The organism is Bacteroidota bacterium, assembly GCA_016713765.1.
Taxonomy (GTDB): domain Bacteria; phylum Bacteroidota; class Bacteroidia; order AKYH767-A; family 2013-40CM-41-45; genus Pollutiaquabacter; species Pollutiaquabacter aromativorans.
Genome location: JADJON010000003.1, coordinates 609,135 through 635,429, shown reverse-complemented (window position 1 = coordinate 635,429; position 26,295 = coordinate 609,135). Strand labels below are relative to the sequence as shown.

General features: G+C 54.1%; 20 protein-coding genes and 1 pseudogene. 10 read left to right on the top strand and 11 right to left on the bottom strand.

Going from position 1 to position 26,295, the window contains the following annotated elements; genetic code table 11:
- The first annotated feature begins 21 nt into the window (after positions 1 to 21).
- The 5 genes from mreC to IPJ96_13535 all read left to right on the top strand — a co-directional run bounded on the left by mreC (position 22) and on the right by IPJ96_13535 (position 5,030).
- Entirely contained in the window at positions 22 to 855 is an 834-nt protein-coding gene (gene mreC, locus IPJ96_13555; protein MBK7911345.1) for a rod shape-determining protein MreC, read from the top strand.
- On the top strand, positions 845 to 1,378 hold the full coding sequence (locus IPJ96_13550; protein MBK7911344.1) for a rod shape-determining protein MreD: 534 nt from the start codon (positions 845 to 847) through the stop codon (positions 1,376 to 1,378). The genes mreC and IPJ96_13550 overlap by 11 nt, the downstream gene beginning before the upstream one ends.
- Complete coding sequence (gene mrdA, locus IPJ96_13545; GenBank protein MBK7911343.1) at positions 1,359 to 3,275, top strand: penicillin-binding protein 2; 1,917 nt, start codon at positions 1,359 to 1,361, stop codon at positions 3,273 to 3,275. The genes IPJ96_13550 and mrdA overlap by 20 nt, the downstream gene beginning before the upstream one ends.
- A gap of 2 nt (positions 3,276 to 3,277) precedes the next feature.
- Positions 3,278 to 4,540, top strand: coding sequence for a rod shape-determining protein RodA (gene rodA, locus IPJ96_13540; GenBank protein ID MBK7911342.1), 1,263 nt, complete (start codon positions 3,278 to 3,280; stop codon positions 4,538 to 4,540).
- A 115-nt stretch (positions 4,541 to 4,655) separates the two neighbouring features.
- Positions 4,656 to 5,030 (top strand): hypothetical protein, encoded by a 375-nt coding sequence (locus IPJ96_13535; GenBank protein ID MBK7911341.1) that lies wholly within the window; start codon positions 4,656 to 4,658, stop codon positions 5,028 to 5,030.
- A 135-nt stretch (positions 5,031 to 5,165) separates the two neighbouring features.
- Here the strand turns inward: IPJ96_13535 and IPJ96_13530 are convergent, their stop codons facing one another.
- The 5 genes from IPJ96_13530 to lptC form a co-directional block, all read right to left on the bottom strand.
- On the bottom strand, positions 5,166 to 7,259 hold the full coding sequence (locus IPJ96_13530) for a peptidylprolyl isomerase (GenBank protein ID MBK7911340.1): 2,094 nt from the start codon (positions 7,257 to 7,259) through the stop codon (positions 5,166 to 5,168).
- Positions 7,260 to 7,462: 203 nt separating this feature from the next.
- Positions 7,463 to 8,740 (bottom strand): HlyC/CorC family transporter, encoded by a 1,278-nt coding sequence (locus IPJ96_13525; GenBank protein MBK7911339.1) that lies wholly within the window; start codon positions 8,738 to 8,740, stop codon positions 7,463 to 7,465.
- Positions 8,741 to 8,998: 258 nt separating this feature from the next.
- Complete coding sequence (locus IPJ96_13520) at positions 8,999 to 9,265, bottom strand: hypothetical protein (GenBank protein ID MBK7911338.1); 267 nt, start codon at positions 9,263 to 9,265, stop codon at positions 8,999 to 9,001.
- A gap of 7 nt (positions 9,266 to 9,272) precedes the next feature.
- Positions 9,273 to 9,491, bottom strand: coding sequence for a hypothetical protein (locus tag IPJ96_13515; GenBank protein MBK7911337.1), 219 nt, complete (start codon positions 9,489 to 9,491; stop codon positions 9,273 to 9,275).
- Positions 9,475 to 10,059 (bottom strand): LPS export ABC transporter periplasmic protein LptC, encoded by a 585-nt coding sequence (lptC, locus tag IPJ96_13510; GenBank protein MBK7911336.1) that lies wholly within the window; start codon positions 10,057 to 10,059, stop codon positions 9,475 to 9,477. The genes IPJ96_13515 and lptC overlap by 17 nt, the downstream gene beginning before the upstream one ends.
- 163 nt (positions 10,060 to 10,222) lie before the next feature.
- On the opposite strand from lptC, the gene IPJ96_13505 reads away from it, so the two are divergent.
- From IPJ96_13505 to IPJ96_13495, 3 genes are all read left to right on the top strand, one after another.
- On the top strand, positions 10,223 to 12,268 hold the full coding sequence (locus tag IPJ96_13505) for a M13 family metallopeptidase (GenBank protein ID MBK7911335.1): 2,046 nt from the start codon (positions 10,223 to 10,225) through the stop codon (positions 12,266 to 12,268).
- A gap of 97 nt (positions 12,269 to 12,365) precedes the next feature.
- The gene (locus tag IPJ96_13500) at positions 12,366 to 13,646 is read left to right on the top strand and encodes a DEAD/DEAH box helicase (GenBank protein ID MBK7911334.1); all 1,281 of its coding nucleotides are present in this window, start codon (positions 12,366 to 12,368) and stop codon (positions 13,644 to 13,646) included.
- The gene (locus tag IPJ96_13495) at positions 13,643 to 14,530 is read left to right on the top strand and encodes an EamA family transporter (protein MBK7911333.1); all 888 of its coding nucleotides are present in this window, start codon (positions 13,643 to 13,645) and stop codon (positions 14,528 to 14,530) included. Before IPJ96_13500 ends, IPJ96_13495 begins: the two co-directional genes overlap by 4 nt.
- A gap of 66 nt (positions 14,531 to 14,596) precedes the next feature.
- On the opposite strand, the gene IPJ96_13490 is transcribed toward IPJ96_13495, so the two are convergent.
- Both IPJ96_13490 and IPJ96_13485 read right to left on the bottom strand, forming a co-directional pair.
- Positions 14,597 to 17,533 carry an insulinase family protein gene (locus tag IPJ96_13490; GenBank protein MBK7911332.1) on the bottom strand — a complete coding sequence of 979 codons (2,937 nt, stop codon included), beginning with the start codon at positions 17,531 to 17,533 and terminating at the stop codon, positions 14,597 to 14,599.
- 72 nt (positions 17,534 to 17,605) lie between these two features.
- Positions 17,606 to 18,979 (bottom strand): dipeptidase, encoded by a 1,374-nt coding sequence (locus tag IPJ96_13485; GenBank protein ID MBK7911331.1) that lies wholly within the window; start codon positions 18,977 to 18,979, stop codon positions 17,606 to 17,608.
- A gap of 133 nt (positions 18,980 to 19,112) precedes the next feature.
- Here IPJ96_13485 and IPJ96_13480 point away from each other — a divergent pair, with 133 nt between their 5' ends.
- Entirely contained in the window at positions 19,113 to 19,610 is a 498-nt protein-coding gene (locus tag IPJ96_13480; GenBank protein ID MBK7911330.1) for a hypothetical protein, read from the top strand.
- A gap of 71 nt (positions 19,611 to 19,681) precedes the next feature.
- Positions 19,682 to 21,895, top strand: coding sequence for a TonB-dependent receptor (locus tag IPJ96_13475; protein ID MBK7911329.1), 2,214 nt, complete (start codon positions 19,682 to 19,684; stop codon positions 21,893 to 21,895).
- Positions 21,896 to 22,034: 139 nt separating this feature from the next.
- Here the strand turns inward: IPJ96_13475 and IPJ96_13470 are convergent, their stop codons facing one another.
- From IPJ96_13470 to IPJ96_13455, 4 genes and pseudogenes are all read right to left on the bottom strand, one after another.
- Positions 22,035 to 23,564, bottom strand: a complete 1,530-nt coding sequence (locus IPJ96_13470) for a 2,3-bisphosphoglycerate-independent phosphoglycerate mutase (GenBank protein MBK7911328.1) — start codon at positions 23,562 to 23,564, stop codon at positions 22,035 to 22,037.
- 72 nt (positions 23,565 to 23,636) lie between these two features.
- A complete protein-coding gene (locus IPJ96_13465) occupies positions 23,637 to 24,617 on the bottom strand; it encodes a GHKL domain-containing protein (protein ID MBK7911327.1) in 981 nt (326 codons plus the stop codon).
- 98 nt (positions 24,618 to 24,715) lie between these two features.
- Entirely contained in the window at positions 24,716 to 26,065 is a 1,350-nt protein-coding gene (locus IPJ96_13460; GenBank protein ID MBK7911326.1) for a PKD domain-containing protein, read from the bottom strand.
- Positions 26,045 to 26,278 (bottom strand): annotated as a pseudogene (locus IPJ96_13455) (PKD domain-containing protein). The gene IPJ96_13460 and the pseudogene IPJ96_13455 overlap by 21 nt, the downstream one beginning before the upstream one ends.
- Between the last annotated feature and the right edge of the window lie 17 nt (positions 26,279 to 26,295).

Sequence of the window (26,295 nt, the reverse complement as noted above, 5' to 3'; positions counted from 1 at the left end):
CGCAAAACCGGGAATGAACCCATGAGGAACCTCTTCCTCTTTCTCTGGCGATACAATTTTTTCATCTTCTTCCTGTTGTTGGAAGCATGCTGCATTTATCTGATCGTGCAGAACAGCAACTATCGGCGGGCAAGTTTCATCAATTCCACCAATCGTGTGGCGGCGGAAGTGAATTCCGGGGTGAGCGCCGTGACGGAATACATCAACCTCAGGACGACCAACGAAGCGCTGGCGCGACAAAACGCGACCTTGCGGGGACTCTTTCCGGATGTTTACTACATCGATTCCGCCCTGCGGAGAACCGTCAGTGATACGAACTACCGTCAGCAATACACGTTTCTGACCGCCAAAGTCGTCAACAACTCGGTGAACCGACGGAGTAACTACTTAACCCTTGATCGCGGCAGCCTTCAGGGTGTGAAGCCGGAAATGGGCGTGATTTGTCCAGACGGCGTTGTCGGCATCGTCAAAGACGTATCAGAGCATTATTGCTCGGTCATCTCCTTCCTGCACAAGGATTCCAGGATCAGCGCGCGCATCAGGAAGAACGGCTATATCGGGTCGATGGTCTGGGGCGGCACGGACGACGCGCACGGGCAATTGACCGACATCGCAAAGCACGTAAAACTCGCTCCGGGCGATACGATCGTCACCAGTTCCTTCTCTGCCATCTTCCCGGAAGGCGTGATGATCGGCGTGATCGACCGGGTGAACCCGGAGACATCGGATAATTTTCAGGACATTGACGTGAAGCTGTCGACACCCTTTGCCAGCCTCAGTTATGTCTATATCGTAGGCAACCTGTACAAAGAAGAACAACGAGCGTTGGAGGACTCGCTATCGAATGATCGTTAAGCTGATCCAGAACCTCATCCGGTTCCTCTTCCTGGTCGCCATCCAGGTGGTCGTGCTGAATCACATACAGTGGAGCGGGTACGTGAACCCGTATGTATATATATTATTCCTTTTGTTGTTGCCGGTCGAGACTCCCAAGGCTCTGCAACTCGTACTCGGGCTCGTAACCGGACTGGTCATCGACATGTTCGGAAATACCAGCGGTTTACACGCCGCGGCGAGCGTGTTTCTGATGTTCGCCCGTCCGGGGATCTTACGCCTTATCGCACCACGGGACGGGTATGATGCCGAGGTCCGGTTGATTCCCCAGGTGATGGGATTGAACTGGTTTTTGACCTACGCGGGTATTCTCACCTTCCTGCACCACCTCCTGTATTTCTATCTGGAGGTCTTTCGCTTTACCGAGTTCGGCATGACCTTCCTGAAGGTGGTGATCAACTCCGCGGTTTCGCTCCTGCTCATCGTCATGGGCACCTACCTGTTCATCCGTTCGGGAAAATCCAATGAGCGCATCCTCGGGTAGACAGAACGTCATCATCTTCATTTTCCTGTCGGTTGGACTGGTGTACCTCATGCGCCTGTTCTTTCTGCAGGTGCTCGACAATTCCTATAAGAATTCAGCGGACAACAACGTCATCCGGATCATCACGGATTATCCATCACGCGGTTTGATTTATGACCGCAAGGGACGATTGCTTGTCTACAATGAACCGGTCTATGACCTGATGATCATTCCGAAGCAGGCCCGAAATCTGGATACTCTGGAATTGTGCGGTTTGATCGGCATCACGAAGGAAGATTACATCGCCAAGTTTCAGAAGGCCAGAGCCTATTCGCCGGTGAAGCCTTCGTTGTTTGAAAAGCAATTATCGGTCGAGACCTACGCGACGCTTCAGGAGAAGTTGTACAAGTTCCCGGGGTTCTTCGTGGAGCCGCGCACCTTGCGCAAGTATCCCAAACCGGTCGCGGCGCATTTGTTCGGATATATCGGTGAAGTCGACTCCGCCACGACCCGTAAGAACCCTTATTACAAAGAGGGTGATTATATCGGGAAAAGCGGTGTGGAGCTGTCGTACGAAGAAGCCCTTCGCGGGAAGCGCGGATCCCACCGTGTGATGGTGGATGTATTCAACCGAGAGAAGGGAAAATTCCAGAATGGTCGGTTCGATACTGTCGCGGTGGCGGGAGAGAACCTGACCCTGACCATCGACGCCAAGCTGCAAGAGTACGGTGAGCAATTGCTCGCGAACAAAGTGGGGTCCGTGGTAGCGATCGAGCCTGCTACCGGCGAGATCCTCTGCATGGTCAGCTCACCTGCTTACGATCCGAATTTGCTGGTCGGTCGGTCGCGAACCAAGAATTACGGCAGGCTGTTGGTTGATCCGTTCAAGCCGCTCTTCAACCGCTCCCAGATGGCCTTGTACCCGCCGGGTTCGACCTTCAAACTGGTGATGGCCCTGCTGGCGCAGCAGGACGGTGTCTTGTTCCCCACGACCCGTTACCCTTGCGCGCACGGGTACCCGCCGATGGGTGGTAAACCCAAGTGTCACCCGCACGCGTCTCCCCTTGATCTGCAGTGGTCGATCACACAGTCGTGCAATTCGTACTATAGCTATGTTTTCCGATCCGTCATCGACAACCGGAAGTTCGGCAACACGGAGGCGGCGTTCACGCATTGGCGGGAAGCCATTGCCAAGTTCGGCATCGGCGTGAAGCTGGATTCCGATCTGCCCAGTGTGTTGCGGGGGTCGGTGCCGACCATCGCCTATTATGACAAGTACTTCGGAAAGGGGTCCTGGAAATCATCCACCATCATTTCCCTGGGTATCGGCCAGGGGGAGTTGGGTATCACGCCCTTGCAGAACGCGAACATTCTCGCGGCGGTCGCGAACCGTGGCTGGTTTTACACACCTCACGTCGTGAAGGAGATCGGTTCCCGCCATTATCTGCCGGAGCAATTCAAAGTGAAGCACAGCCTGGGAATTGACGCCCAGTATTTTCCCGTGGTGATTGATGGCATGGAGAACGTGGTGGAAGCCGGTACGGCTGCCGCTTCAAAGGTGAAGGGCATCAGCATCTGCGGAAAAACCGGTACGGCACAGAACCCTCACGGCAAGGACCACTCGGTATTCGTCGCTTTCGCGCCGAAGGATAATCCGAAGATCGCAATCGCGGTTACAGTGGAGAATGCCGGGTGGGGCGGCACCTGGGCGGCGCCGATCGCGACACTGATGATCGAAGAGTATCTTCGGGATTCCATCTCCCGTCCCGATCTGGACAAGCGCATGCGGGAAGGCGTGATCCTGCCGGAGGGCGCGCAATTCCGTCCGCAACCCAAGGACACCAGTAAGCAACAACCCAAGACATCCCCGGTTACCGCCGTGAAGGTCCGCAGGGAGGCGGTCCTGAAAGAGCACTGATCATGCGTGAGCAACGAAGCATATGGCAAAACCTCGATTGGGTGCTCGTCGGGCTCTACCTGCTCCTGATGTTCATGGGCTGGGCGAACATCTATGCCGCCGTTTACAACGAGGAGCATACCAGTATCCTCGACCTTTCCCAGAGTTACGGTCGCCAGGCCATCTGGATCGGTGGTTCCGTCTTGCTGGCGTTGATGATCCTGGTGATCGACGGTAAATTCTACGCGGCCTTCTCGTATCCCATCTTCGGCGTGATGCTGTTATTGTGCCTCTCCACGTTCGTCCTTGCGCGCGACGTGAAAGGTTCTTACGGCTGGATCGATATCGGGTCCTTTAAACTGCAGCCGGCTGAATTCGCCAAGTTCGCCACCAATATGGCGTTGGCGAAGTACCTGAGCACGCTCGGTATCCGGATACAGGATATGCGTACCAAGGTGGTTTCCGCGATCATCATCGGGGTGCCGACACTCATCATCCTGTTGCAAAATGATACCGGGTCAGCGCTGGTCTTTGGATCCTTCATCTTTGTCCTGTATCGCGAAGGACTCTCCGGGAATGTACTGCTGCTGGGCTTCCTGCTGGTTGTCCTGTTCATCTTATCCCTGTTGGTCGACAAGATGATTCTGTTCAGCGTGATCGGAGCCATAGCCCTCGTGTTCTTTTTTCTGGTCCGCAAGACGCGCCGTAACATCGCGGTGATCCTCACCGGCGCGATCATGGCGGCGGGCATTGTCTATAGCGTCGACCACGTGTACAAGCACGTTTTGCAGGAACACCAGCGCACCCGCATCGATGTGTTGTTGGGTAAGGAAACCGACTTGAAGGGGGCGGGTTACAATGTCAACCAGAGTAAGATCGCGATCGGTTCCGGTGGTTTTTTGGGCAAAGGGTTTCTACAGGGAACGCAAACGAAGTATGACTTCGTTCCGGAGCAGAGTACTGACTTTATCTTCTGCACCGTAGGGGAGGAGTGGGGCTTCGTAGGCAGCCTGATTGTGATCGCGCTATTCATGTTCCTGTTCGTACGCATCATTCAGGTCGCTGAAAGACAACGCTCCCAATACAGCCGGATTTACGGCTATGGTGTCGCGTCCATCATGTTCTTTCACCTTATGGTGAACATTGGCATGACGATCGGACTGGCACCGGTTATCGGTATTCCGCTACCCTTTTTCAGCTACGGAGGTTCTTCGCTCTGGTCGTTCACGATCCTCCTTTTTGTCTTCATTAAGCTGGATGCCTATCGGCTTCAGATCCTGCGTTAGTTCGTTTTTAGCGTACAATCGCGTTTTAACATCTTCATCTTCAGGCAATAAGCTGACAATCCGCCGACACTCCGCAGGCTGTGTCCGGTTACATTTACGTTAAAACCATCCAACCATGAAACAACGACTCCTAACCCTCGGCGTCATCGCCGCTGTATTGAGCCTTTCGGCTTGCATGAAAGAGGCTGATTCTTCCGCCGGCCTTTCCGATAATGCACTGTCTGCACGTATCGGTCAATCGTCAGTCTCCAATCAGAATGGTGACCTCAACGATGGCGTGCTTTCGTTGCGGAACCGGGAGTCGTTGGTGCATAGTCACATGGTAGACGGCCAGCTGGTACACGACGTCGTTTTAAGAGCCGAAAATGATCCCAATGCGGTCGGCGGCCTCTTGTGGGCGCGGTTTACAACCGATGGGAATGTCATCGACGGCGTCAGCTCCCGCGGTACGAGTTGCAATTCCTGCCACAAGGCGGCCCTTAATCAGTGAGGTTTCCAATAAGTCTGGTTTGCCTGTGTGTGGGCGAACGGACCTCCGCCGGTTGAACCGGCGATAGTGTGTGTCAATAAAAAAGCCGCATCAACTCAGTTGATGCGGCTTTTTTATTGACAGTCTTTCCGTTGATCAATAGAAGCGACCGCGGTTGTCTTCTACTCCGACTTTTTCCTTCAGCGCGGCGCCTACCTCGTAGTCGCTGCGGGAGCGGCGTTGCTCCGCCAATGACTTGGCTTGTGCGCTATAGTCAGTGGTCGGACCCGGCTCAGTGAAACCTTTTACGAAAACTACACAAACACCGGTTTCGCCGGTGAGCGGACCGGAGAGTTGACCTTGCTTCATCGCGAAGACGGCACCGACGACTTTCGGTTCGTTACCCATTCCCGGTACGTAGCCGTTGACGAAGTTGACGTTCTCGGCATCGGTGGCGGTGATGTTGAGCTTGGCAGCGATCTCGTCGATGGAGCCTGCCTTTGCGCCTTCGAATTTGGCCACCAGCATTTCAGCCTTCTTCTGCTTACGTGCTTCGGCGGTGACGGCTTCCTTCACTTCCTCCAGTGGGAGAATTCCCTTGTTCTTGATGTTGACCAGTTTCGCGACGACATACTTGTCGCCGAAGGTGAATACTTTGGAGATATCGCCTTTGTTGGCGCCGTACGCCCAACGAACGAGCTCACGTGGCTGTTCGAGGCCGGGCACATTCTTATCCGACTCACGAATGTTGTCCGCAATGCGCTTGGCCATCGATTGCTTGATGATCAGGCTGTCGAACAACTCCGGTGAAGTGCAGGACGCGGCGAACTGGCTGGCGCGGTTGAAGAAATCGTCGTAGGTACGCTGGGAGGGTTCGATCTTACGTTCGATGGTAGCGATCTGAACCTGGCGCGAAGGAGCGCCTTTATCCATGATTTCGATCAGGTGAACCCCGAACTGGGAGCTCACGATCGGCATATCGCCTTTCTTGCCGTTGAAGCAAGCGTCGTTGAACGAAGGAACCATCACACCCTGGCGGAACCAACCCAGGTCGCCACCCTTGACGGCGGAACCGGGGTCCTGGGAGAATTTGGTCGCGAGATCGGCGAACGATGCGCCTTTCTGAATGGCGTTCTTGAGGCTGTCGGCAGTAGCACGGGCTTTGGCCGTATCGCCATTGTCGGCTTTGATCAGAATGTGGCGTGCCTTCACGGAGTCCGCGACGAACTTATCGCCCATGACGCGCGATACCTTCAGGGAATTGAACTCTTCGTAGGGCCCGATGATCGTGCCGGGGGTGGCGGTAAAGGCGATTGTATCAACGGCCGGCTTGAGCGAGCCTTTGGCGTGGTAGGTGGAATCAAAGGGCGTATCGCTGTTCTGGTTCACGAACATCGGAACATCCGTAGCAACAGCCAGTTCTTCTTTCTTCTTGGAGATCCATTCCATGGCAGCCTGGCGATCTTCGCCTGAAGGCGTCACGTCGAAAGCGACGTATTCCACTTTGCGGATGGTTTCAGCCTGTTTGTAACGGCTCTGGTTGGCATTGTAGTAAGCCTGCAGGTCGCTGTCTTCTACTTTGGCGGAGGAGTCCGGAATGGTGTTGAAGTCGAGACGGGCAAAGCGCAGGGCGGCCATGCGGTTGGTCTCCTCGTAGTTGCGCTTGGCTTCCGCGGTGGTCACGTACAAACCGCCTTTGATCAACGAACGGTATTTTTCCGCGATGCGCTCTTCACTGATGGCGTCCTCGAAGTTCTTCCACTGGCGCTGGATGTTCTCTTCACGGTTGGGAAGGTCCTTCAGGAATTTCACCACAGCGTTCGGGTCGAACTGCTGCGTTTTCGGATCGGTGAAGGCCTGTGCAACCTGTGCATTGGGCGTTTTACCCGTACACATATCGTAGAGTTCTTCCGGGGAGCAGGAGATGCCGAGCTTCTTGTACTCTTCGCCCAGCGTCAGTTCGTTCGTGAAAAGCGACCAGGCCTGCTCGCGGAGCATGTCGGTTGTGTTCTGATCGACAGTTTCCTGACGGGTGTTGAGTTTGTAGTTCTCGGTGAGCGTCTCCACGCGTTTTTCGAACTCCGAGTAACGGATCTTGTTTCCGCCGATCTCACCAACCACATCGCTGTTACGGTTCATGAGTCCGGTGTTCGAGGTAACGAGGTCACCGAGGATAAAGAGCAACATGGAAATACCAACGAAGGCGATTACGAGGCCAACGCGTTTCCGAATTCTTCCGATTACGGCCATTGCAGGTCGTGTTAATTAAGGGTTGAACAATTAAATAAGATTTCGTTGGACGGGAAGCGAAAGCGAAGGTTACGGATTAATGATAAGTAATTGAAAAACAATCACTTAAATATAATTCGGCTGAACGCTTCCCGAAAACGAGCGGCGAATATACAAAAGGGCGTGAACTCTTGAAAATCAAGCCAGAGGCCGCATTGCCGGTATCACCGTTCGTGGCTGACCCGTAACCGCACCTGGTCGATGCGGTTGTTGCGCACTTTCAACGCGGTGATGACGTAAGGCGGCACCACGATCTCTTCGCTCTGCTCCGGGATGTTCTCGTGGTGGTGGAAAATGAATCCGGCCAGTGTCTCGTAGGCTTCGTGTTCCGGGATTTCCAGGCCGTACTTCTTGTTGAGGTAGTCGATTTCCAGTCGGCCGGAAAAGATGTACTCGTGTTCGCCGAGTTGTTTTTCGATTTCCTCGGGAACATCGTGTTCGTCTTGGATCTCGCCGAAGATCTCTTCCATCACGTCTTCGAAAGTCGCCATGCCGGCCGTGCCTCCGAATTCGTCGACCACGACGGCAACGCTGCGGTGTTGGGCGGTGAATTGTTTGAGCAGGTCGTTCGCGTTCATCACTTCCGGTACGATGCTGACCGGCAACAGGACTTCCTGGATGGTTGCGGGTCTGCGAAACAGTTCCGAATGGTGAACGAATCCGATGATGTTGTCGATCGATTCCCGGTACACGAGAATGCGGGAAAGTTTGGTCTCGACGAATAACTTCCGCAACTCTTCGATGGATTCGGTCACGTCGACGGCAACAATCTCATTGCGCGGGACCATCGTCTCGCGGACTTTGACGTCTTTGAAATCAAGCGCATTCTGAAAGATGCGGATCTCGGTATCCATTTCTTCCGCCTGGGAGTTCTTACTGGTGATATCGCGGATGTACAGATCAAGGTCGATGCGGCCGAAAATGGGCCGTTCCTCCACATAATCGATACGGAAAACCCTGCGCATGATGAAACGCGAAATGCCCAGCAATACCCATACGATCGGGTAGAGCAGATAGTACACCGCCTGGATGGGGAGGGCAAGGATATTCAGGATGCCATTCGGGTTCAAACGGAATAAGACCTTGGGAATGAATTCCGCCGAGATGAGAATGACGATGGTACTGAGGAACGTCTGGATCAGCAACAGCGATCCTTCCGAATGCAGTCCCTTCGGCAGCCGGTCCGTGAGCACCTCGTGGGTGAGTAGCCGCTCCGACATCACGATACTGTAAATGACCAGCGAGATGTTATTGGCCACCAACATGGTCGCGATGAAGCGGGAAGGAGACTTGACGAAGTTCCAGATGATCCGGGCCGGAAAACTTCCCTGGCTGCGGTCGAGCTCGATGCGTAACTTGTTGGAAGAAAGAAATGCGATCTCGCTACCGGCGGCAAAGGCGGAAAAAACGAGTGTTAGCAGAATGATCGTCCAGTCGGACATGCGGACGAAGGTAGTGAATAGTGAACAGTAAATAGTGAACAGTAAACAGTGAACAGATGTGCGTTTGAGGTAGGAGGGGTTGAGTGGTGGGGTGGAAGTTGAAGGTTGGAAATTGAAGGTTGAAAGTTGAAGGTTGAAAGTTGAAAGATGCTTCTTACACTTCATCCTATACCACCGGTTTCAAATCACCAATCACCAATCACCAATCACCAATCACCAATCACCAATCACTAATTACTAATTACTAATTACTAATTACTATTCTCCCGTCCCCCCTTCTTCGCCTTTTCTTCCGGCCTTTTCTTCCTCTTCGAGGATTGTGACACCTTGTCGGATCAGGGTGTGGACCATGGCCAGGAAGCCTGCGCGCAGCAGGGTGCGGGAGAAGACCTGTTCTTTTTCGTCGGGCCAGATCAGGTGGAGCGCGTAGAACACGACGAACCACAGGACGATGTTCTGTAAAAAGTGGAACAGGAAGCGGGTAATGAGGTTCCGGTAAGCCCAGGCACGGATGCGTTGGTACATGAATGGATTAGTGATAGCGGCTTTCTTCGTCCTGTTGCGGTTGCTGACGGCCCTGGTCGTAACGAACCCGCTGGCGGTGCCGGATCGTATACATGATGCCGGAAACGACCATGACGAAAAGCATCCAGATGGCGGATTCGGATCCGTCGTTGATGAATTGATAGACCGCTATACCGGCACTGGCCAGCGCGATGCCAAGCCAGGCGAGTTCAAGGATGCGAAGCATTGCGCGGGTTGTTGATGGAGATGGTTCCTTTGATCTTAAAGATACGGTATTTCGAGAAATCCTGGTTAGCCTCGAAACCGTTTCCGAAGATGATCTCGTCTTTTGTGGTGATTTTGACGAATTCGTCGCTCAGCAGCTTTTCCTGTTTTTCGTCCCAGACAAGGTGTTCGGTATTCAATTGTTCGCCTTTTTCATTCACAACGACCACGTTTTTTCGCGCTTCCATACGCTGCTGCCGCTCGTAACGAATGCCATAATCGGCTGTCAACCGGCTTTTGACTTCCATTCGGTCGTTATAAAAGAACGCACGCAATCCTTTCGGCATCTCGACATAGGGGTTCTCCTGGTCGTAACGGTCGAGGACCGGCGCATTGACTTCTACCTGCACGCGGGCGGAATCGCTGTACAGGATCTTGATGTTTGTTCCGGTTTCGACGGGAAGTTCCTTCGCCTTTCCGTAGAGTTTGACTTTTTCAAGGTCGTTCTCACAGGAAGTCAGCACAGCCATGCTCAGGATGAGCAGCCACAGTGGACTCCGGCGATTTTCCGTCTTAACATCCTTCACCATGCAAACCTAAGCCGAATTGCGGTGAACGGCAAATGGCCTGTTCTTTCAGGAATAATCCTACATATTGAGAATGAGAATGTTGGTTTGTGTTAAGGTTGGTTAAGGGTCAAGTGCCCTGCATTGATTCTTTTATTTTTGCAAGCCTTAAACCAAACAACCTGTAATGAAACGTACTCTCCTCCTGGTTTCGCTGGCCGCCGCCGCAGCTGCGCTTGCGACGACCGCTTGCAAACAGTCGGAAGCGAAGAAGGGTGTCGGCGTCGATCTCGCCAACATCGACTCGAGCGCAGCTCCCGGTAACGACTTCTTCCAATTTGCCAATGGCAGTTGGATCAAAGCCAATCCGATCCCGAACGATCAATCCCGTTGGGGCACATTCAACATCCTGGGCGACAACAACCGGAAAAACCTGCGTGGCCTTGCTGAAGAAGCAGCCGCCAAGACCGGCGCCGCGAAAGGAAGTCCTGAACAAATGGTCGGCGATTTCTGGTTCACCGCCATGGATACCGTCAGCATCGAGAAAGCCGGTGCCGAACCGATCAAGGGCGACATGAGCACGATCGACGGTCTGAAGGACATGAAGAGCGTGTTGGAATACGTTTCCCGCCTGCAGAAGTGGGGAGCCAATCCGATGTTCACGTTCTATGCTTACCAGGATCCCAAGAACAGCGAAGTCGTTGTTCCGCAGTTATACCAGGGCGGCCTCTCCCTGCCGGATCGCGACTACTACGTGAAGACGGACGCGCGTTCCCAGGAAGTACGGAAGGAGTTCATCGCTCACGTGGTGAAGATGTTCGAACTCTACGGACTTGACAACGCAACGGCAACGAAATACGCCAATACGGTCCTGCGCATCGAGACGGCGCTTGCCAACGCGTCGATGACCCGCGTGGAACAACGCGATCCGTTCAAGACCTACAACAAGGTCAGCATCGACGACCTCAACAAACTCACGCCGAGCATCGACTGGGCTACGATGATGGACCAGTTGGAAGTACCGAAGAAGTACGATTACCTGGTGCTGGGTCAGCCCGACTTTTTGAAAGAGCTCGAGAAGCAACTCAAATCAAGTTCGCTGGACGACTGGAAAATCTACCTCAAGTGGAATGTGCTGAATAATGCCGGCAACATCCTCAGCGACGCGTTCGTGATGGAGGACTTCCGCTTCAACAACCAGTTCATGAACGGCCAGAAAGAGATCCAGCCACGCTGGAAACGCATGGTCGCGATGACCGACGGAATGGTCGGCGATGCACTCGGTCAAATGTATGTTGCCAAGTATTTCCCGCCGGAAGCCAAGAAGAAGGCCGATGAGCTGGTGTCGAACCTGATGGCCGTGTACAACGACCGTATCCAGAAACTCGACTGGATGAGTGACGAAACGAAGAAGAAGGCGCTGGAGAAACTCAGCACCATTCAACGCAAGATCGGCTACCCGGACAAGTGGAAGGACTATGCGGGTCTGAGCATCGACCGGAGCTCGTTCTACCAGAACATCCTCAATGCCGCCAAATGGAACTACGAATACATGGTGAAGAAAGTCGGCCAACCGGTGGATCGCGCCGAGTGGGGCATGACGCCTCCTACCGTGAATGCTTACTACAATCCTTCCCTGAACGAGATCGTATTCCCGGCCGGCATCCTGCAGCCTCCGTTCTTCAATGCACAGGCGGATGACGCGGTGAACTACGGCGGCATCGGCGCGGTCATCGGTCACGAGATCACCCACGGCTTCGACGACGAAGGTCGTAACTACGACGCGCACGGCAACCTGAACAGCTGGTGGACCTCGGAAGATTCCGCGAAGTTCACGGCGAAGGCGCAGCGCATCGTAGAACAGTTCAACGGCTACGTGGTACTCGACAGCCTGCATGTGAACGGCGAACTGACCCTGGGCGAGAACATCGCCGACCTCGGCGGTATCAGCATCTCGTATGAAGCCTTCAAGCGTACGCCGCAAGGAAAAGGCAACGAAAAGATCGACGGCCTCACGCCGGATCAGCGCTTCTTCATGGGCTTTGCAACGATCTGGGCCGGCAGCATCCGTCCCGAGATGGCGGCACAGCGCCTCATCACGGACCCGCATTCGCCCGCTAAATACCGCGTGAATGGCCCGTTGAGTAACCTGCAGGAGTTTTACAGCGCATTCGGCCTCAAAGAAGGAGATGCCCTGTATCGTCCGGATTCTACCCGTGCCAAGATCTGGTAATCGATTGTACGTATAAACTGAAAGCCCCGGACATTCCGGGGCTTTCCTGTTTTTAGTCCACTGCATTTCTCCTTTACTTTTGCGTCCTTTGCAGCCAATTCCACCCGTGACCGCCTTTTCCGATTTCAAACTCAACAAGCAACTGCTGACGGCGATCGCCGACCAGGGATGGGAAGCGCCCACACCCATCCAGGAGAAGGCCATACCGCAGATCCTCGCCGGCCACGATATCTTGGGCGTTGCCCAGACCGGTACCGGTAAGACAGCCGCGTATGTGCTGCCCATCCTGATGAAGGTCAAATACGCGCAAGGGGAAGATCCGCGTGCCTTGATCCTCGTTCCGACGAGGGAGTTGGTGATCCAGGTAGCGGATTGGGTGAAAGCCCTTGGAAAGAACACCGACCTGCGTACGGTAGCGCTCTACGGCGGCGTGGGTATCAAACCGCAGGCGGCAGCGCTTGAAGCCGGGTGCGATATCATCGTCGCGACACCAGGCCGCCTCATGGACCTCTACCTGCCGGGTCATGTTTCGTTGAAGAAGATAACGACGATGGTCCTCGATGAAGCGGAGCGACTGCTGGACATGGGTTTTCGGCCACAGATCGGTCGTATCCTGGAAGTAGTGCCGCGAAAACGACAGAACATGTTATTCTCCGCCACCTTCGGTGACCGCGTCAAACGGATCTCCGAAGAATTCCTGGTGGCGCCCATGGAAATCCGTATCGAGGAGCGAATCCGGCCAGCTCGCTCGGTCACGCAATCGGTCTATTTCACACCCAACCTGAAGACCAAGATCAATTTGCTGGGAGAGTTGCTTGCTGCCGATGGCTATAACCGGGTCATCCTGTTTTGTAAGACGAAAGAGACCGCTACCAACATCGCGCGCTACTTGTCAAGAAAGTACGGTGAAGAGACCGTCCGGGTGATCCACGGCAACAAGGCGCAGAATACGCGCCTGAACGCGGTAGAACAATTCCGCCGTCATGAGGTACGCTTCCTGGTCAGCACCGATGTCGCCGCACGCGGTATCGACATTCCGTCCGTTACGCACGTCTTCAATTTCGATGTTCCCCTGGTGTACGAAGATTATGTGCACCGGGTCGGACGCACCGGGCGTGCCTTTGAAACGGGGGCGGCAATCACCTTCTGTGCGCCCGATGACGAGTACCACTTGCGTAAGATCCAGAAATTGATCGGTGAGAAAATTCCCGTTGTGTCGTTGCCGGAGCGGGTGGAGGTGCCGGAAACGCCTTTCGAAGAACAACAACGCATCTTGCGGGAGATCGACATGCAGCGACGGAAGGAGGATCCCACTTATCAGGGAGCCTTTCACGAACGGAAACGCAAATCCGATAAAACGAAAAAGCGTCGTTCATGAACGCCCCGACACACACGCGTCGCGATACCTACTTCTTATTGGCCATTCTGGCGATCATCTGGGGCAGTTCGTATATCCTGATGAAGCGCGGTTTGCTGGCGTACTCTCCACAGCAGATTGGCGCTTTGCGCATCTTCACGGCTGGCCTGGTGATGTTGCCGTTTGCGTGGCGATCGCGCGCGAAAGTGCAGCGCCACCACTGGCAGTTCCTGATCCTGACCGGCCTGTTGGGTAACGCGATCCCCTCGATCCTTTTTCCGTTATCCGAAACACGAATCTCCAGCGCCCTTGCCGGGATGATCAATACCCTGACGCCCTTGTTCACCTTGCTGATCGGTTTTCTGATGTTCGGTATGCAAGCTACCCGCTACCGCATGCTCGGACTGCTGATCGGTCTTGCCGGCGCGGTCTTGTTGATCCTGGGACGTGGCTGGGGTGAAGCCTCCGCGGATGCGCGATACTCCATGTTCGTGGTCCTGGCAACGGTTTGTTACGCGTTCAGCGTGAACATTCTCCGCCATAAGCTCCACGATCTTGATCCCATCTCAACGACTTCTTACTCTTTGCTCCTCATGGGGACACCGATGGGGATCTATCTCTTCACTACCGATTTTGTCACCCGGACTTCGGAACACCCGAAGGCTTTTGTCAGTATGGGCAGCATCTTACTGTTGGGCATGCTCTCGACCGCCTTTTCTACCGTGCTGTTCAACCGCCTCATCAAGCAGTCGGGCGCGCTGGTGGCAAGTTCAGTCACCTACCTGGCGCCGGCTGTTGCCGCGCTGTGGGGGCTTCTGGATAACGAAGAGATCGGACTGCTGCACCTGGCGGGACTCGGACTGATCCTTTCAGGCGTTTACCTGATCGGCAGGGGAGGGAAGTGAGATCGCCTTAAACAAGAAAGCCGCGCTGTTGTTCAGCGCGGCTTTCTTGTTGGATTCTTGTCCGGATCAATAGCCGAACAATTCTTCCATTGAAAGTTCTTTCACCGCCCCGAATTTTCCCAAAGAGGTGAGGTCGATTTTGGACTTATCGCCGAGAACCGTGATCACGAACGGCTTTTTGGAAATGTGTTCGTTGTAGAAGGTTTGAATGTCTTCGAACTTCAGGTTTTCGACTTGTTCGTAAACCGGACGACGAATGTCGAATTCGATCCCGCGACGCTGTGCAGTGAGGTAATCGAAGAGGATCTGCGACTTGGTGATCCGGGAAGCGGCGATGTTGTTGCGAATGGCCTGTTTGGCCTGCGTAAACGATTTTTCCGAGTTTGGCAGTTCGGTCAGCAACTGATTCATGGCCGGGATCGCCTGGGTGATCTTGTCGGCCTGTGTGCCGATGTAGGCAAACAGGCTGTACGGATCTTCCTTGCGACCGGGCGCGGCGAAGAACGAATAGCTGGAGTAGGCCAGGGCCTTGCTTTCGCGGATCTCCTGGAACACAATCGAAGACATGTCGCCACCGAAATACTGGTTGAACAAACGAACTTTCGGAAGCACCGCAACGTCGAACGGCATGACATTCCGTGTCCAGTTGATCTGGGCTTTCACCATCTGGTCGTACTGGGTGAAATACACCTGATTGTCGGTCACCGTACGGTAGCGGTATTGCTTCGCTGGCGGAACGGTTTTCGGGGCCTTTCCGTCGGTATGATGACGAGCCACAACGGCCGTCGCTTCCGTTACCGCGAGCGGTCCATAGTAAAGGATGTTGTGTGCATAGCCGGTAAGACCATGCAGGATCTCCGTGAGTTCGCCGCCTTTGAGGGCACGTAATTGTTCCGAACTGAGTACATCGTTGAACGGATTCTTTCCTTCGTACTTGCCATAGGCGTTCATGGCGGAACCGCTGATGTAAGAGATCTCAAGTTTGTTGTTTTCGCGAGCCTTGATCTCGTCCTCGATCATGTTCTTCAAGGCCGTCTCATCCGGTTTGCAATTGGCAAGCAGGTGTTCGAAGAGTCCGAGCGCTTCAGCGAAGTTCTCCTGCAGGCCGGACAGGTTAACATAGGTCTGCTCGTCGTTACTCGAAACACTGAAGTTGCAGGCAAGCCGATAGAATTCCTTGCTGATGGCTTCGGAGGAGTATTTGTCCGTTCCGAGAAACTCCAGGTATTTCACGGCCAGGGGCAGCTTGGCATCGTTGTTCTTACCCATCTCGAAAACGTAGTAGAGAGAGAAGAGGCTGTTGTCTTTGTTCTGAACGGCCAGCACCTTGTTGTTGCCAACGGCGGCGCGGGCAATGTCGCGGTTGTAATCCAGGAAGACCGGCTGCAGCGGCACGGCCGGTTTGGCGAGGAACTGTTTCAGGAAATCGGACTGGTCGTCGCGGTTGACCTGCACCGGTGTGATCTTGGGTTTGTCGACTTTCAGGACGTTCGGATCTTCGCCCTGGCGTTTAAAGACACAGACGTAGCCATTGGCAGGCAAATACTTGTTGGCGAATTCCATGACGTCTTCCTTCGTCACTTTGGAGTAGAAGTTGTCGTCCGAAAAGTAACGGGTCCAGTCGACCTCATTGTAGAAGAATTCTTCCAGCGTGAATGCGCGCCCCATATTGGTCTCGAAGGTCTCCAGCTTCTGTCGCTTGTTGTTGTTGATGATGGAGGTGATCAGGCTGGCGTCGAAATCTCCTTTACGGAGTTTTTCAATTTCACCCAGCAAAAGATCGCGGGCGGTTTCGAGCGACTGGCCTTCACGCGGCGTAGCGCCAAGCCACAACACACTGTAGTCTTTCAGGTTCCAGTTGAATGCGTAACTCTCGAGCAACTGCTGTTTCTTCACCAGGTTCAGGTCGATGAGGCCGGCCTTGCCGTTGTTCAGCATGTTGCTGACCAGCGACAGCATCATGGCGTCGTCGGTAGCCGCCCCCGGCATCCGGAACGCGATGTTGACCTTGGATGTAGTCTGGCCGAACACTTCCCGGACAACCGGCTGGGAGATCGGCGTTTCCGCCTGATAGGTATAGTTGGCTACAGGCTTGGGTTGCATGAATGCAAAGGTCTTTTCAATCTTGGCGATGGCAGCATCGGGATCGAAATCACCCGCCAGGATCACGGCCATGTTGTTCGGAACGTAATTGGCATAGAAATACTTCCGGATCTCGTTCAGGGAAGGATTCTTCAGATGATCGATCGTGCCGATCGTCGTTTGCAGACCGTAGTTGTGTTTAAGAAAGAGGTTGGCGAAGATGGTTTCAAAGACCTTCTGGTCATCATCGTCCAATCCGTTGTTCTTTTCCTCATAAACCGCTTCGAGCTCCGTGTGGAAGAGGCGCAACACCGGTTTGCGGAGGCGTTCCCCTTCGAGCTCCAGCCATTTGTCCAGCATGTTGGCCGGGATGTTGTTGATGTAATCGGTACGATCGAAGCTGGTGGATGCGTTGGTGCCTTTGGCGCCCATGCTGGAGCACATCTTATCGTATTCGTTGGCGATGGCGTAGCCGGAAGCGACGTAGCTTACCGAGTCGATCTGCGCATAGATGCGGGTGCGTTCTACAGGATCCTTCGTCTTGTTGTAGACTTCATAAAGACGGTCGATCTCATTCAGCAGGGGTTCTTCCTTCGCCCAGTCCCTGGTGCCGAATTTATCGGTGCCTTTGAAGAGCATGTGTTCCAGGTAGTGCGCCAGACCGGTGTTCGTTGACGGGTCGGTCTTGCTGCCGGCTTTGGTGACAATCAGCGTCTGGATGCGCGGTTCGTTCTTGTTTACCGAGAGAATGACCGTCAGGCCGTTCGGTAACGTATAGAACCGGGTGCCGCTTGGATCGTTGGTGACCGTACGGTACGTGCGACCGGCGGACGTTTTTTCCGTCCAGCTGAAACCCGCTGGCTGGGCATGTAGATTCAAGGCAAGCAGGAAGCCAAGGATGGCGAGATAGGTGTTGCGCATAATGGTAGGAGGTGTGAGTAGGTTAATGGTCGGATAAAGCGAAAGCCACCTTACGGGTGGCTTTCTGCTTGATTATTTTCCGTTCAATTCAACAAAGTTCTTGAAGAACAGCGGAATCGTTTCGATGCCTTTGTAAAAATTGAACAGGCCGTAGTTTTCATTCGGGGAGTGAATGAGATCGGAATCCAGGCCGAAGCCCATGAGTACCGATTTGAGGCCGAGTTCTTTTTCAAACAAGGCGACGATCGGAATTGAACCACCGCCGCGTGTCGGGATCGGTTTCTTGCCGAAGGTCTGTTCCATGGCCATGCTGGCTGCTTTGAACGCGACGGAATCAGTCGGGGTAACGACGGGTTCTCCGCCATGGTGCGGACGGACTTCCACTTTCACCGATTTCGGCGCGATCTTCTTGAAGTGGTCAGCAAACAGTTTTGTGATCTCGTCGCTCGACTGGTTGGGGACGAGGCGCATGGAGATCTTCGCAAAGGCTTTCGATGGCAGTACGGTTTTGGAGCCTTCGCCGGTATATCCGCCCCAGATACCGTTCAGCTCGAGGGTGGGCCGTATGCCGGTGCGTTCCAGGGTCGTATATCCTTTTTCGCCGCGCACGTCTTCCACGCCCAGGTCCTTCTTGTATTCATCGAGGTCGAAGGGTGTCCGGTTGAGGTCTTCGCGTTCCGTTTTGGAGAGTTCGAGCACTTTGTCGTAGAATCCCGGAATGGTGATGTGCTGGTTTTCGTCTTTCATCGAGGCGATCATCTCGCACAAGACCTGAATCGGGTTGGCGACCGCGCCGCCGTACACCCCGGAGTGAAGATCGCGGTTCGGACCGGTTACTTCCACTTCCACGTAGCTCAGTCCACGCAGCCCGGCTTCAATTGAGGGAATATCGTTGGCAACGATGGACGTATCGCTGATCAGAATGATGTCGCCGGTCAATCGGCTTTTGTTTGCCTTGATCCAGTCGCCCAGGTTGGCGGAACCTACTTCTTCCTCGCCTTCGATCATGAACCGGACGTTGCACGGCAGGGAGTTGGTGCGCATCATCAACTCGAACGCTTTGATGTGCATGTATACCTGGCCCTTGTCGTCGCAGGAACCGCGGGCATAGATCTTCCCGTTCCGAACGACCGGCTCGAAGGGAGGTGTCGTCCAGAGGTTTACCGGATCGGCAGGCTGGACATCGTAATGACCATAGACCACTACCGTCGGTTTCTTCGGATCGATGATCTTCTCACCGTACACGATCGGGTGTCCGGCTGTCGGGCAAACTTCCACTTTATCGGCACCTGCTTCGATCAACTTGGTCTTGATGAATTCGGCAGCCCGTGCGACATCTTGTTTATACTTGCTGTCGGCGCTTACGGACGGTATGCGTAGCAGCTCAAAAAGCTCGTCGAGGAATCGTTGTTCGTTGGTTTTGATGTAATCGAGGATCTGTTGCATGACGGATAAGTCTAAGGAATTCCGGGTTGGATCGAGCTGACGGAAACCGGCCCGTCAGGAGAGGTGCAAAGTTAACCAAATACCCTTCCCGGCCTGCTTGTTAAAGCAGGGAGAATTGCCTTACCTTGGTCGTATGCATCGTCGGCTATCCGCCTGGATTCTGCTTTTAGCCATCTTATCCGCTTCGGCGGGAATGCTGGTATTCGCCACGCTGCATTTGCATCTGCACCATTACCGGATGGCGCGCATGAGCCACACCGCTCATGAAACGGTCGAGGTGAATGCGCCCGATCATCCCGACTTGTTGAAGGGCGCTTGCGAGATCAGGCTCAACGGTCGTTGGTTCGATGTGAAGCGTTTCGACCAGAAAGAAGGACACTTGTATGTCACCGGTCATTACGATGACGACGAGGATGATCTGTTAAAAAGGGTGCACCGTTTTTCCGAAGAGATCGGAAAGCGGGGAAAGGACTGGGCGCCGGTGTTGTTGCCGCCGGTATACCTGGAATCGATTGAAACACCCGCCTGGAATAAACAGTTTTGTCTGGAACTGGCGTTCGCAGAACCCTTTCAAGGACTACCCGAGCCCATCGTTAGCCCGATGGTGCCACCTCCATTGATGTTTGGTTAATGGTTTCCTTTTAGCTACGGCCTGCCTGCGCGGAGGCTGATCGAATATTCATCTTTCCAAACCAATCATCAATGCGTACCATCCTATGGCTGATGGCGGCGTGCCTATTCGGCATCCCGGCCTCAGCACAACAAACCCTATCAAACGATACTACCAATAAAGAAAAAGACCTTCCGGAACTGATCATTTCTGCCAACCGTACCCTGCAGAATCGCATGAGCATTCCGCAGCAGGTCGCCGCCATTCCGGCTTCCAAGATCCGCTTCGGCAACTTCCCGACCATGGCCGAGGTGTTGCAGAATTCCGGCACCCTCTTCGTCCAAAAGAGCCAGCAGGGAGGAGGAAGTCCGGTGATCCGCGGCTTCGAAGCCAGCCGTGTGCTGTTGGTCATCGACGACGTCCGGATGAACAACCTGATCTACCGGGCCGGCCACTTGCAGAATGTCATCACCGTCGATCCGAACATCCTGGATCGCGTCGAGGTATTGTACGGACCATCCTCAACCGTTTATGGCAGCGATGCCTTGGGCGGTGTCGTCCACCTGCGTACACGCAAACCGGAATTCTCCACCGACGGAACCTTGCTGGCCAAAGGTTCGGGCATGATGCGCTATGCTTCAGCTAACCGGGAACGGACCGTCCAGGCGAATGTGAATCTGGGTAAAAGTAAGTTCGCATCCCTGACCTCGATTACCTACAGCATGTTCGATGACTTGCGGATGGGCAAGCAAGCCGGTTCGCTGGACTCCGTCTGGGGAAAGCGGTATTACTATGTGGAACGGATCAACGGGAAAGATTCACTCGTTATAAACGACGACCCGTATGTGCAGAAATTCAGCGGGTACGACCAGTTGGACCTGATGCAGAAGTTCAGCTTGAAGACAGGCGAACATACCGTGCACGGTCTCAATCTGCAGTACAGTACATCTACCGATATTCCACGCTACGACCGCCTGACGGATCCTAACGCTTCCACTACCTTGAACAGCGCTGAGTGGTATTACGGTCCGCAAGATCGCCTCCTGGCCGCCTATCATTACGACCGTAAACTTACCCGAGGTTTCTTCGATGCCGCGCGCGCCGTTTTGAGTTACCAGTATGTCGTCGAAAGCCGCCACAACCGCGGCTTTGGCGGATCCAACCGGACCAACCGGGTGGAGTACGTGAATGTCGCGGGTTATACGTTTGGACTCGATCGCAACCGCGGACCGCACCAACTGCGGCTCGGTATCGATGGTCAGTACAGTGCGGTCAACTCTGTTGCCAACCGCTACAACGTGAACACGGGTGCGTTGTCTGCGCAAAGCACGCGTTATCCTGACGGCGACAATTCCATGAACTCAATCGCGGCCTATGTCACACATACCTGGGAGGTGACCCCGAAGTTTTCCGTGCATGACGGACTACGGTTCACCAGTTTGCGTTTGGAGAGTTCATTCGAGGATACCAGTTTCTTCCCGTTCCCGGTCAGCGGTGTAACGCAGGAGAATACCGTGCTGGCCGGCAACCTGGGAGTCGTATGGCGCCCCGACCTGCACGTGAAGGTGTCGTTGCTGGGAACCACGGGTTTCCGGGCACCGAATGTGGATGACCTGGCCAAGGTATTCGAATCAACGCCCGGTGAGTTGATCATTCCCAATGCCGATCTCAAGCCGGAACGGACGACCTCCGGGGAACTTGGGGTCACGCTTTTCCTGGGTAAGAATGTACGGTGGGAAAATACCGGGTTCTATACGGCGTTTACCGATGCCATCGTAACGGACATTACGAAATTCAACGGGCAGGATAGCGTGCTCTACGACGGGACCATGAGCCGTGTTTACAGCAATCAGAATAAGCAGGAAGCCTATATCTATGGCTTCAGTTCCGCCATCGAGATTGAAGCTGCCCGCGACTGGCATATTGTGGGATCGGTCAATTACACCTATGGACGGGTGAAAACCGATACAGTGGAAATTCCGCTGGATCATATTCCTCCGCTCTACGGTCGTTTGGCGGTGCGTTATCAGTACGAGAAATTCGAAGCTGAAGCGTCTACTGTATTCAACGGTAAGAAAGATATCGACGACTACAATCCCTTCGGAGAAGATAACCAGCAGTACGCTACCGCCGACGGCATGCCTTCCTGGTATACCGTCAACCTGCGCACGCAGTACAGATTGAAATCATTCCTGACCCTGCAGCTGGGGCTCGATAACATCCTGGATCAAAACTACCGGGCATTCGCCAGCGGTATCCAGGCGCCGGGAAGGAATTTGATCGCGGCGGTAAGGGTGAATTGGTAGGTGGAGACTGGAAACTAGTAACTAGTAACTAGTAACTAGTAATTGGAAACTGGTGATTGGTGATTGGAGAAGTTTCTTCTTCCAGTTTTCCAGTTGTTAATTACCTGCATCACGATGCCGGATTTTTTCTGCCTCTGCATCAGGTTCCGCACAACACCTTTCCCGTCATCTCCTTCGGAATCTCCAAACCCATCAGGTGCAACACGGTGGGAGCTAGGTCGGCAAGGCGGCCGTTTTGGAGTGTGCGGTGATGGGAGTCGAGCAGAAAAACCGGAACGGGATTGGTCGTATGAGCGGTGTTCGGTGATCCATCCTCGTTGATCATGTAATCGGCATTGCCGTGATCGGCGGTGATCAGAAATGAGTAGCCGTTGCGCTGACCGGTCTCTACGACGCGACGAACACAGTCGTCCACTTTTTCGACAGCCGTGACAACCGCGTCAAACACACCAGTATGTCCGACCATGTCGCAGTTGGCGAAATTCAGGCAGACAAACGAGGCTTCGCCTTTCTCCAGTTCGGCGCAGAGTTTACGCGTAACCTCTTCGGCACTCATCTCGGGTTGAAGGTCGTAGGTGGCGACTTTCGGAGAAGGGACCAGGATGCGTTGCTCGCCTTCGAAGGGTGCTTCACGACCGCCGGAAAAGAAGAACGTAACGTGCGGGTACTTTTCCGTTTCCGCGATCCGGATCTGTTTTAAACCCGCATTGGCCACCACTTCTCCAAGCGTCATGGCAAGGTTATCCTTATCGTAAATGACGTGAACGTTCCGGAACGTATCGTCATAATTCGTCATCGTCACGTAGTGCAGATCCATGCGGTGCATGTTCTGCTCGTGAAAATCCTGCTGTGTCAGCGCCTGCGTGATCTCCCGACAGCGGTCGGTTCGGAAATTGAAACAGATAACGACATCGCCTTCCCGTATGATCGCCGTCGGTTGTCCGTCGGGACGTGTAATAACGATCGGTTTGATGAATTCATCGGTTATGCCGGCAGTATACGAAGATTCAATTGCTTTCAGCGGATCGGTTGCGGGCGTGCCATGGCCCGATACCAGCAGATCATAGGCTTCCTTGACGCGTTCCCAACGTTTGTCGCGATCCATCGCGTAATACCGGCCGACAATGCTGGCGATTTTACCGGATGAATGTTTCAAGTGTTCCTGCAACTCGCGCAGATAACCCAGGCCACCCTTCGGATCCGTATCGCGTCCATCGGTGAAGGCATGGATGTAAACATCCTGCACCCCGTCTTTTTTCGCCGCGTCACAAAGGGCCTTGAGGTGCTCGAGGTGCGAATGAACGCCGCCGTCGGAAACCAGACCCAGGAAATGAACCGGCTTGTTGTTCGCCTTCGCGAAAGCGAATGCTTCCACCAGGGTCTTTTCCCGGAAGATAGATCCGTCACGGATCGCGAGGTTGATGCGGACAAGATCCTGGTACACGACGCGTCCGGCACCGATGTTCAGGTGACCGACTTCGCTGTTGCCCATTTGTCCGGCCGGTAAACCAACGTCTTCGCCGGACGTGAGCAATTCGGCATTCGGGTAATTCGCGTAAAGGGAATCGATGAAGGGGGTACGCGCCTTGAAGATCGCGTTGGCATCAGTCTTTGGACCGTGCCCCCAGCCGTCCATGACGATGAGGACGACTTTATTGGCATTCGCCATGTGGATGGAGAATTTGTGTGAAAAGACCTTAAAATCGCCTTTTCAGCATGCAAAGATACGAAAAAGAGGCGACTAGCCGTTCCCCGCTGTTTTCGAGATCGGCAGATGCACGTCGAAAATGGAACCCTTCGGTGTGTTATCCGCTACCGTGATGTCGCCACCGTGTTCATCGATGATGTATTTGACGATGTAAAGACCCAGGCCGGTTCCCTTTGTCTTTCGGGTTTCTTCTTTTCCGATGCGGTAGAATTTTCGGAAAATGTTCTTCTTCTCTGCGGCCGGAACGCCGATGCCTTCATCGATGAATTGTAAGCGTGCTTGTCCGCGATCCTTGACCAGTGTAATACGAATGGTCGAGTCGGCGGGTGAATACTTGATGGCATTCTCCAAAAGGTTACTGAAGACGACGGAAATCGCGTTGCGATCAGCGAAGATGGAAATGCCGTCTTCGATCTGCCCGTCGATCCGGTTGCGTTGATTCGCGCCGGGTAGTTTTTGGAGCAGCAGCCGGATGAACGCGGAGAGATTCAGTTCTTCCTTGTTGAAGGAGTAGCCGTTATGGTCGATGAGATTGGCGAGCAGCGCGTTCTCGACCAGGTTGTTGAGGCGCTCGGTGTCGTTGATGGCTCCCTGGATGAACGCGGCTTCGCGGTCCGCGTCGAGGTCATGACGTTGGAGCGTCTGTAAGTAGAGTTTGATCGAGGCAAGCGGTGACTTGAACTCGTGGGTGATGGAAAGCAGAAAGTTCTTCTGCTGTCGTGCCAGTCCGACTTCCTTGCGGATCGAGCGTAGGGTTACAAAACTTCCCCACATCAGTAATCCGAGAAATACTCCTCCTTCACCGAGCACCATCCAATGACGCTGCTGATTCCTTTCTTCGAGTTCGGCGATCAGGTCTTCCTGTTGTTGTTTGTCATCGACGGACAAGCGGACGTTCTCGATCCTGTGCTCGTAGATCTCCACGTTCAGGTCCAGTAACAGATAGGCCCACCAGCAGAACTGGAAGATCACATAAAAAGCCAGGATATAGAGGATCAGTATCGGCCGGCGCATGGCATGGCTAAGATACGCCTTTTGACAAGCCTATAAAAAATGAACGAGCGCCCGGGGTGAGGGCACTCGTTCACCAGGAGGGTGTTTCAGTGGATCGTTCATTCCTGGTAATCGTAACGGAGCGTTTGTCCGTCGACCTGCCGGAGCACTTGCCAGTGTCCCTGCTCGTCAAGTTTTTCTAGGATATAATATTCGACGCCGTTTTCCCAGGCCGAATAAGGAGTCCATTGAAGATGGACCTGTCGTGCTTCATCCATTTCGCCCCGGAGCAGAATCGTATTCGTGCTTGGGCTGAGGTCCTGCGTGATGTCGCAGGTGTTCACGACCAGGATCTTGTAGAAGTAACGATTGTTCTGCACATCGACGGCATAGTCGCTCAGGTCGGTCTGTTGTGCCGGTACCGTACGCAGGTAGTTGAAGTTGACGTTGTCCGTAGAACGATAGACGTCGAATTGGGCAACCATCTCCGGACGCACGGACGGCTGTCGCCATTCGGTCAGCACATACTGATTATCAACCACCGTGGAGCGGATCACGTCGACCACCTGATTGGCCAGGTAGTTCAGCGGGATCGTGACCGAGGTATCGGAGAAACTGGTGAACGGATTTCCGCACAAGTCGGTCGCCATGATCTTGTACGAATAGGGATTCGGACAAGTAAAGGTCGTGTCGAGATAATCGAGCTGGCTGGCGGCAACAGTGGTCAGATAAGTCGGGGTTTCGCCCGGCTCGCAACGGTAGATCTCGTAGGAACTGACCGGACAGCCGCCGTACGGAGTCCAGCTCACGTAGATGTTATTCCCCTGTCGCTGCGACGAAACATTGATGGTGGTATGAGCGGTCAACTGATCCAGTGGGATGACGTTGCCGCAGATGTCGTAGGCTTGCAGTTTGTACGTATACGTCGTCGTGAGACAGTTCAGGCCAGTATCGGTGTACGTCGGGTTCAGCGAGAACCCGGTATTCTGGATATTCGTTTCGGTGTGGATCACTTCGTAGTACCCGTTATGGTGATTCAGACGGTACAGGATATAACCACCCAGGTCGATCGCTGGGTTGTTCTCCCAGGTGATTTCCACACTGGTGTTGGAGAGCACGGAAACACTGTAAATCTTCGATTCCGGCGGTGGTAACGTATCCATGACGTGGATCATGGCGGGGAACGACAGGAAATCGGTGCAGCCGTTGGCGTTCGTCACCGTCAGCGAGACGGTGTAGAAACCAGGCGCGTCAAAAACGACTTGCGGGTTGGCGGCCGTGGAAGTCTGGCCGTTGCCGAAGTCCCACAGGTAGGAGGGCCCTTCGACATTCAAGCTGCCGTTGTAGAAGGTAATGTTCAACGGAGCGCAGCCGGTGGTGTTATTGGCGGAGAAGAATGGTTGTGGCGCGGCCAGTACATTGATCGGTTGTTGGGATTGCATGGTGTCCGCGCAACCGTATTGGTTCATTGCGATCAGGTCGACCAGGTAGTTGCCGGCCTCCGTGTATTCGTGGGAGGCGGAGAAGTCGGTGCTGGTGCCGCCATCGCCGAAGTTCCAGACCGCGGATGTAGCTCCCTGCGAGAGATTTTGGAAGGTTGCGGTGATAGGCTGGCAGCCGGAGATGTTGGCCGCAGTAAGGTTGGCTTGTGGGACGGGATGTACGATGATGCGTTGCGGCATTTCGTAGAAAGAGGAAC

What these genes read in the sequence shown, in the direction of transcription:
- mreC (MBK7911345.1), top strand. Translation starts at nt 22, where the DNA reads ATGAGGAACCTCTTCCTCTTTCTCTGGCGATACAATTTTTTCATCTTC.
- IPJ96_13535 (MBK7911341.1), top strand. Translation starts at nt 4,656, where the DNA reads ATGAAACAACGACTCCTAACCCTCGGCGTCATCGCCGCTGTATTGAGC.
- IPJ96_13515 (MBK7911337.1), bottom strand. Translation starts at nt 9,491, where the DNA reads ATGCTTCGCATCCTTGAACTCGCCTGGCTTGGCATCGCGCTGGCCAGT.
- lptC (MBK7911336.1), bottom strand. Translation starts at nt 10,059, where the DNA reads ATGGTGAAGGATGTTAAGACGGAAAATCGCCGGAGTCCACTGTGGCTG.
- IPJ96_13530 (MBK7911340.1), bottom strand. Translation starts at nt 7,259, where the DNA reads ATGGCCGTAATCGGAAGAATTCGGAAACGCGTTGGCCTCGTAATCGCC.
- IPJ96_13475 (MBK7911329.1), top strand. Translation starts at nt 19,682, where the DNA reads ATGCGTACCATCCTATGGCTGATGGCGGCGTGCCTATTCGGCATCCCG.
- IPJ96_13505 (MBK7911335.1), top strand. Translation starts at nt 10,223, where the DNA reads ATGAAACGTACTCTCCTCCTGGTTTCGCTGGCCGCCGCCGCAGCTGCG.
- IPJ96_13495 (MBK7911333.1), top strand. Translation starts at nt 13,643, where the DNA reads ATGAACGCCCCGACACACACGCGTCGCGATACCTACTTCTTATTGGCC.
- rodA (MBK7911342.1), top strand. Translation starts at nt 3,278, where the DNA reads ATGCGTGAGCAACGAAGCATATGGCAAAACCTCGATTGGGTGCTCGTC.
- mrdA (MBK7911343.1), top strand. Translation starts at nt 1,359, where the DNA reads ATGAGCGCATCCTCGGGTAGACAGAACGTCATCATCTTCATTTTCCTG.
- IPJ96_13550 (MBK7911344.1), top strand. Translation starts at nt 845, where the DNA reads ATGATCGTTAAGCTGATCCAGAACCTCATCCGGTTCCTCTTCCTGGTC.
- IPJ96_13485 (MBK7911331.1), bottom strand. Translation starts at nt 18,979, where the DNA reads ATGCAACAGATCCTCGATTACATCAAAACCAACGAACAACGATTCCTC.
- IPJ96_13480 (MBK7911330.1), top strand. Translation starts at nt 19,113, where the DNA reads ATGCATCGTCGGCTATCCGCCTGGATTCTGCTTTTAGCCATCTTATCC.
- IPJ96_13490 (MBK7911332.1), bottom strand. Translation starts at nt 17,533, where the DNA reads ATGCGCAACACCTATCTCGCCATCCTTGGCTTCCTGCTTGCCTTGAAT.
- IPJ96_13465 (MBK7911327.1), bottom strand. Translation starts at nt 24,617, where the DNA reads ATGCGCCGGCCGATACTGATCCTCTATATCCTGGCTTTTTATGTGATC.
- IPJ96_13460 (MBK7911326.1), bottom strand. Translation starts at nt 26,065, where the DNA reads ATGAACCAATACGGTTGCGCGGACACCATGCAATCCCAACAACCGATC.
- IPJ96_13520 (MBK7911338.1), bottom strand. Translation starts at nt 9,265, where the DNA reads ATGTACCAACGCATCCGTGCCTGGGCTTACCGGAACCTCATTACCCGC.
- IPJ96_13525 (MBK7911339.1), bottom strand. Translation starts at nt 8,740, where the DNA reads ATGTCCGACTGGACGATCATTCTGCTAACACTCGTTTTTTCCGCCTTT.
- IPJ96_13470 (MBK7911328.1), bottom strand. Translation starts at nt 23,564, where the DNA reads ATGGCGAATGCCAATAAAGTCGTCCTCATCGTCATGGACGGCTGGGGG.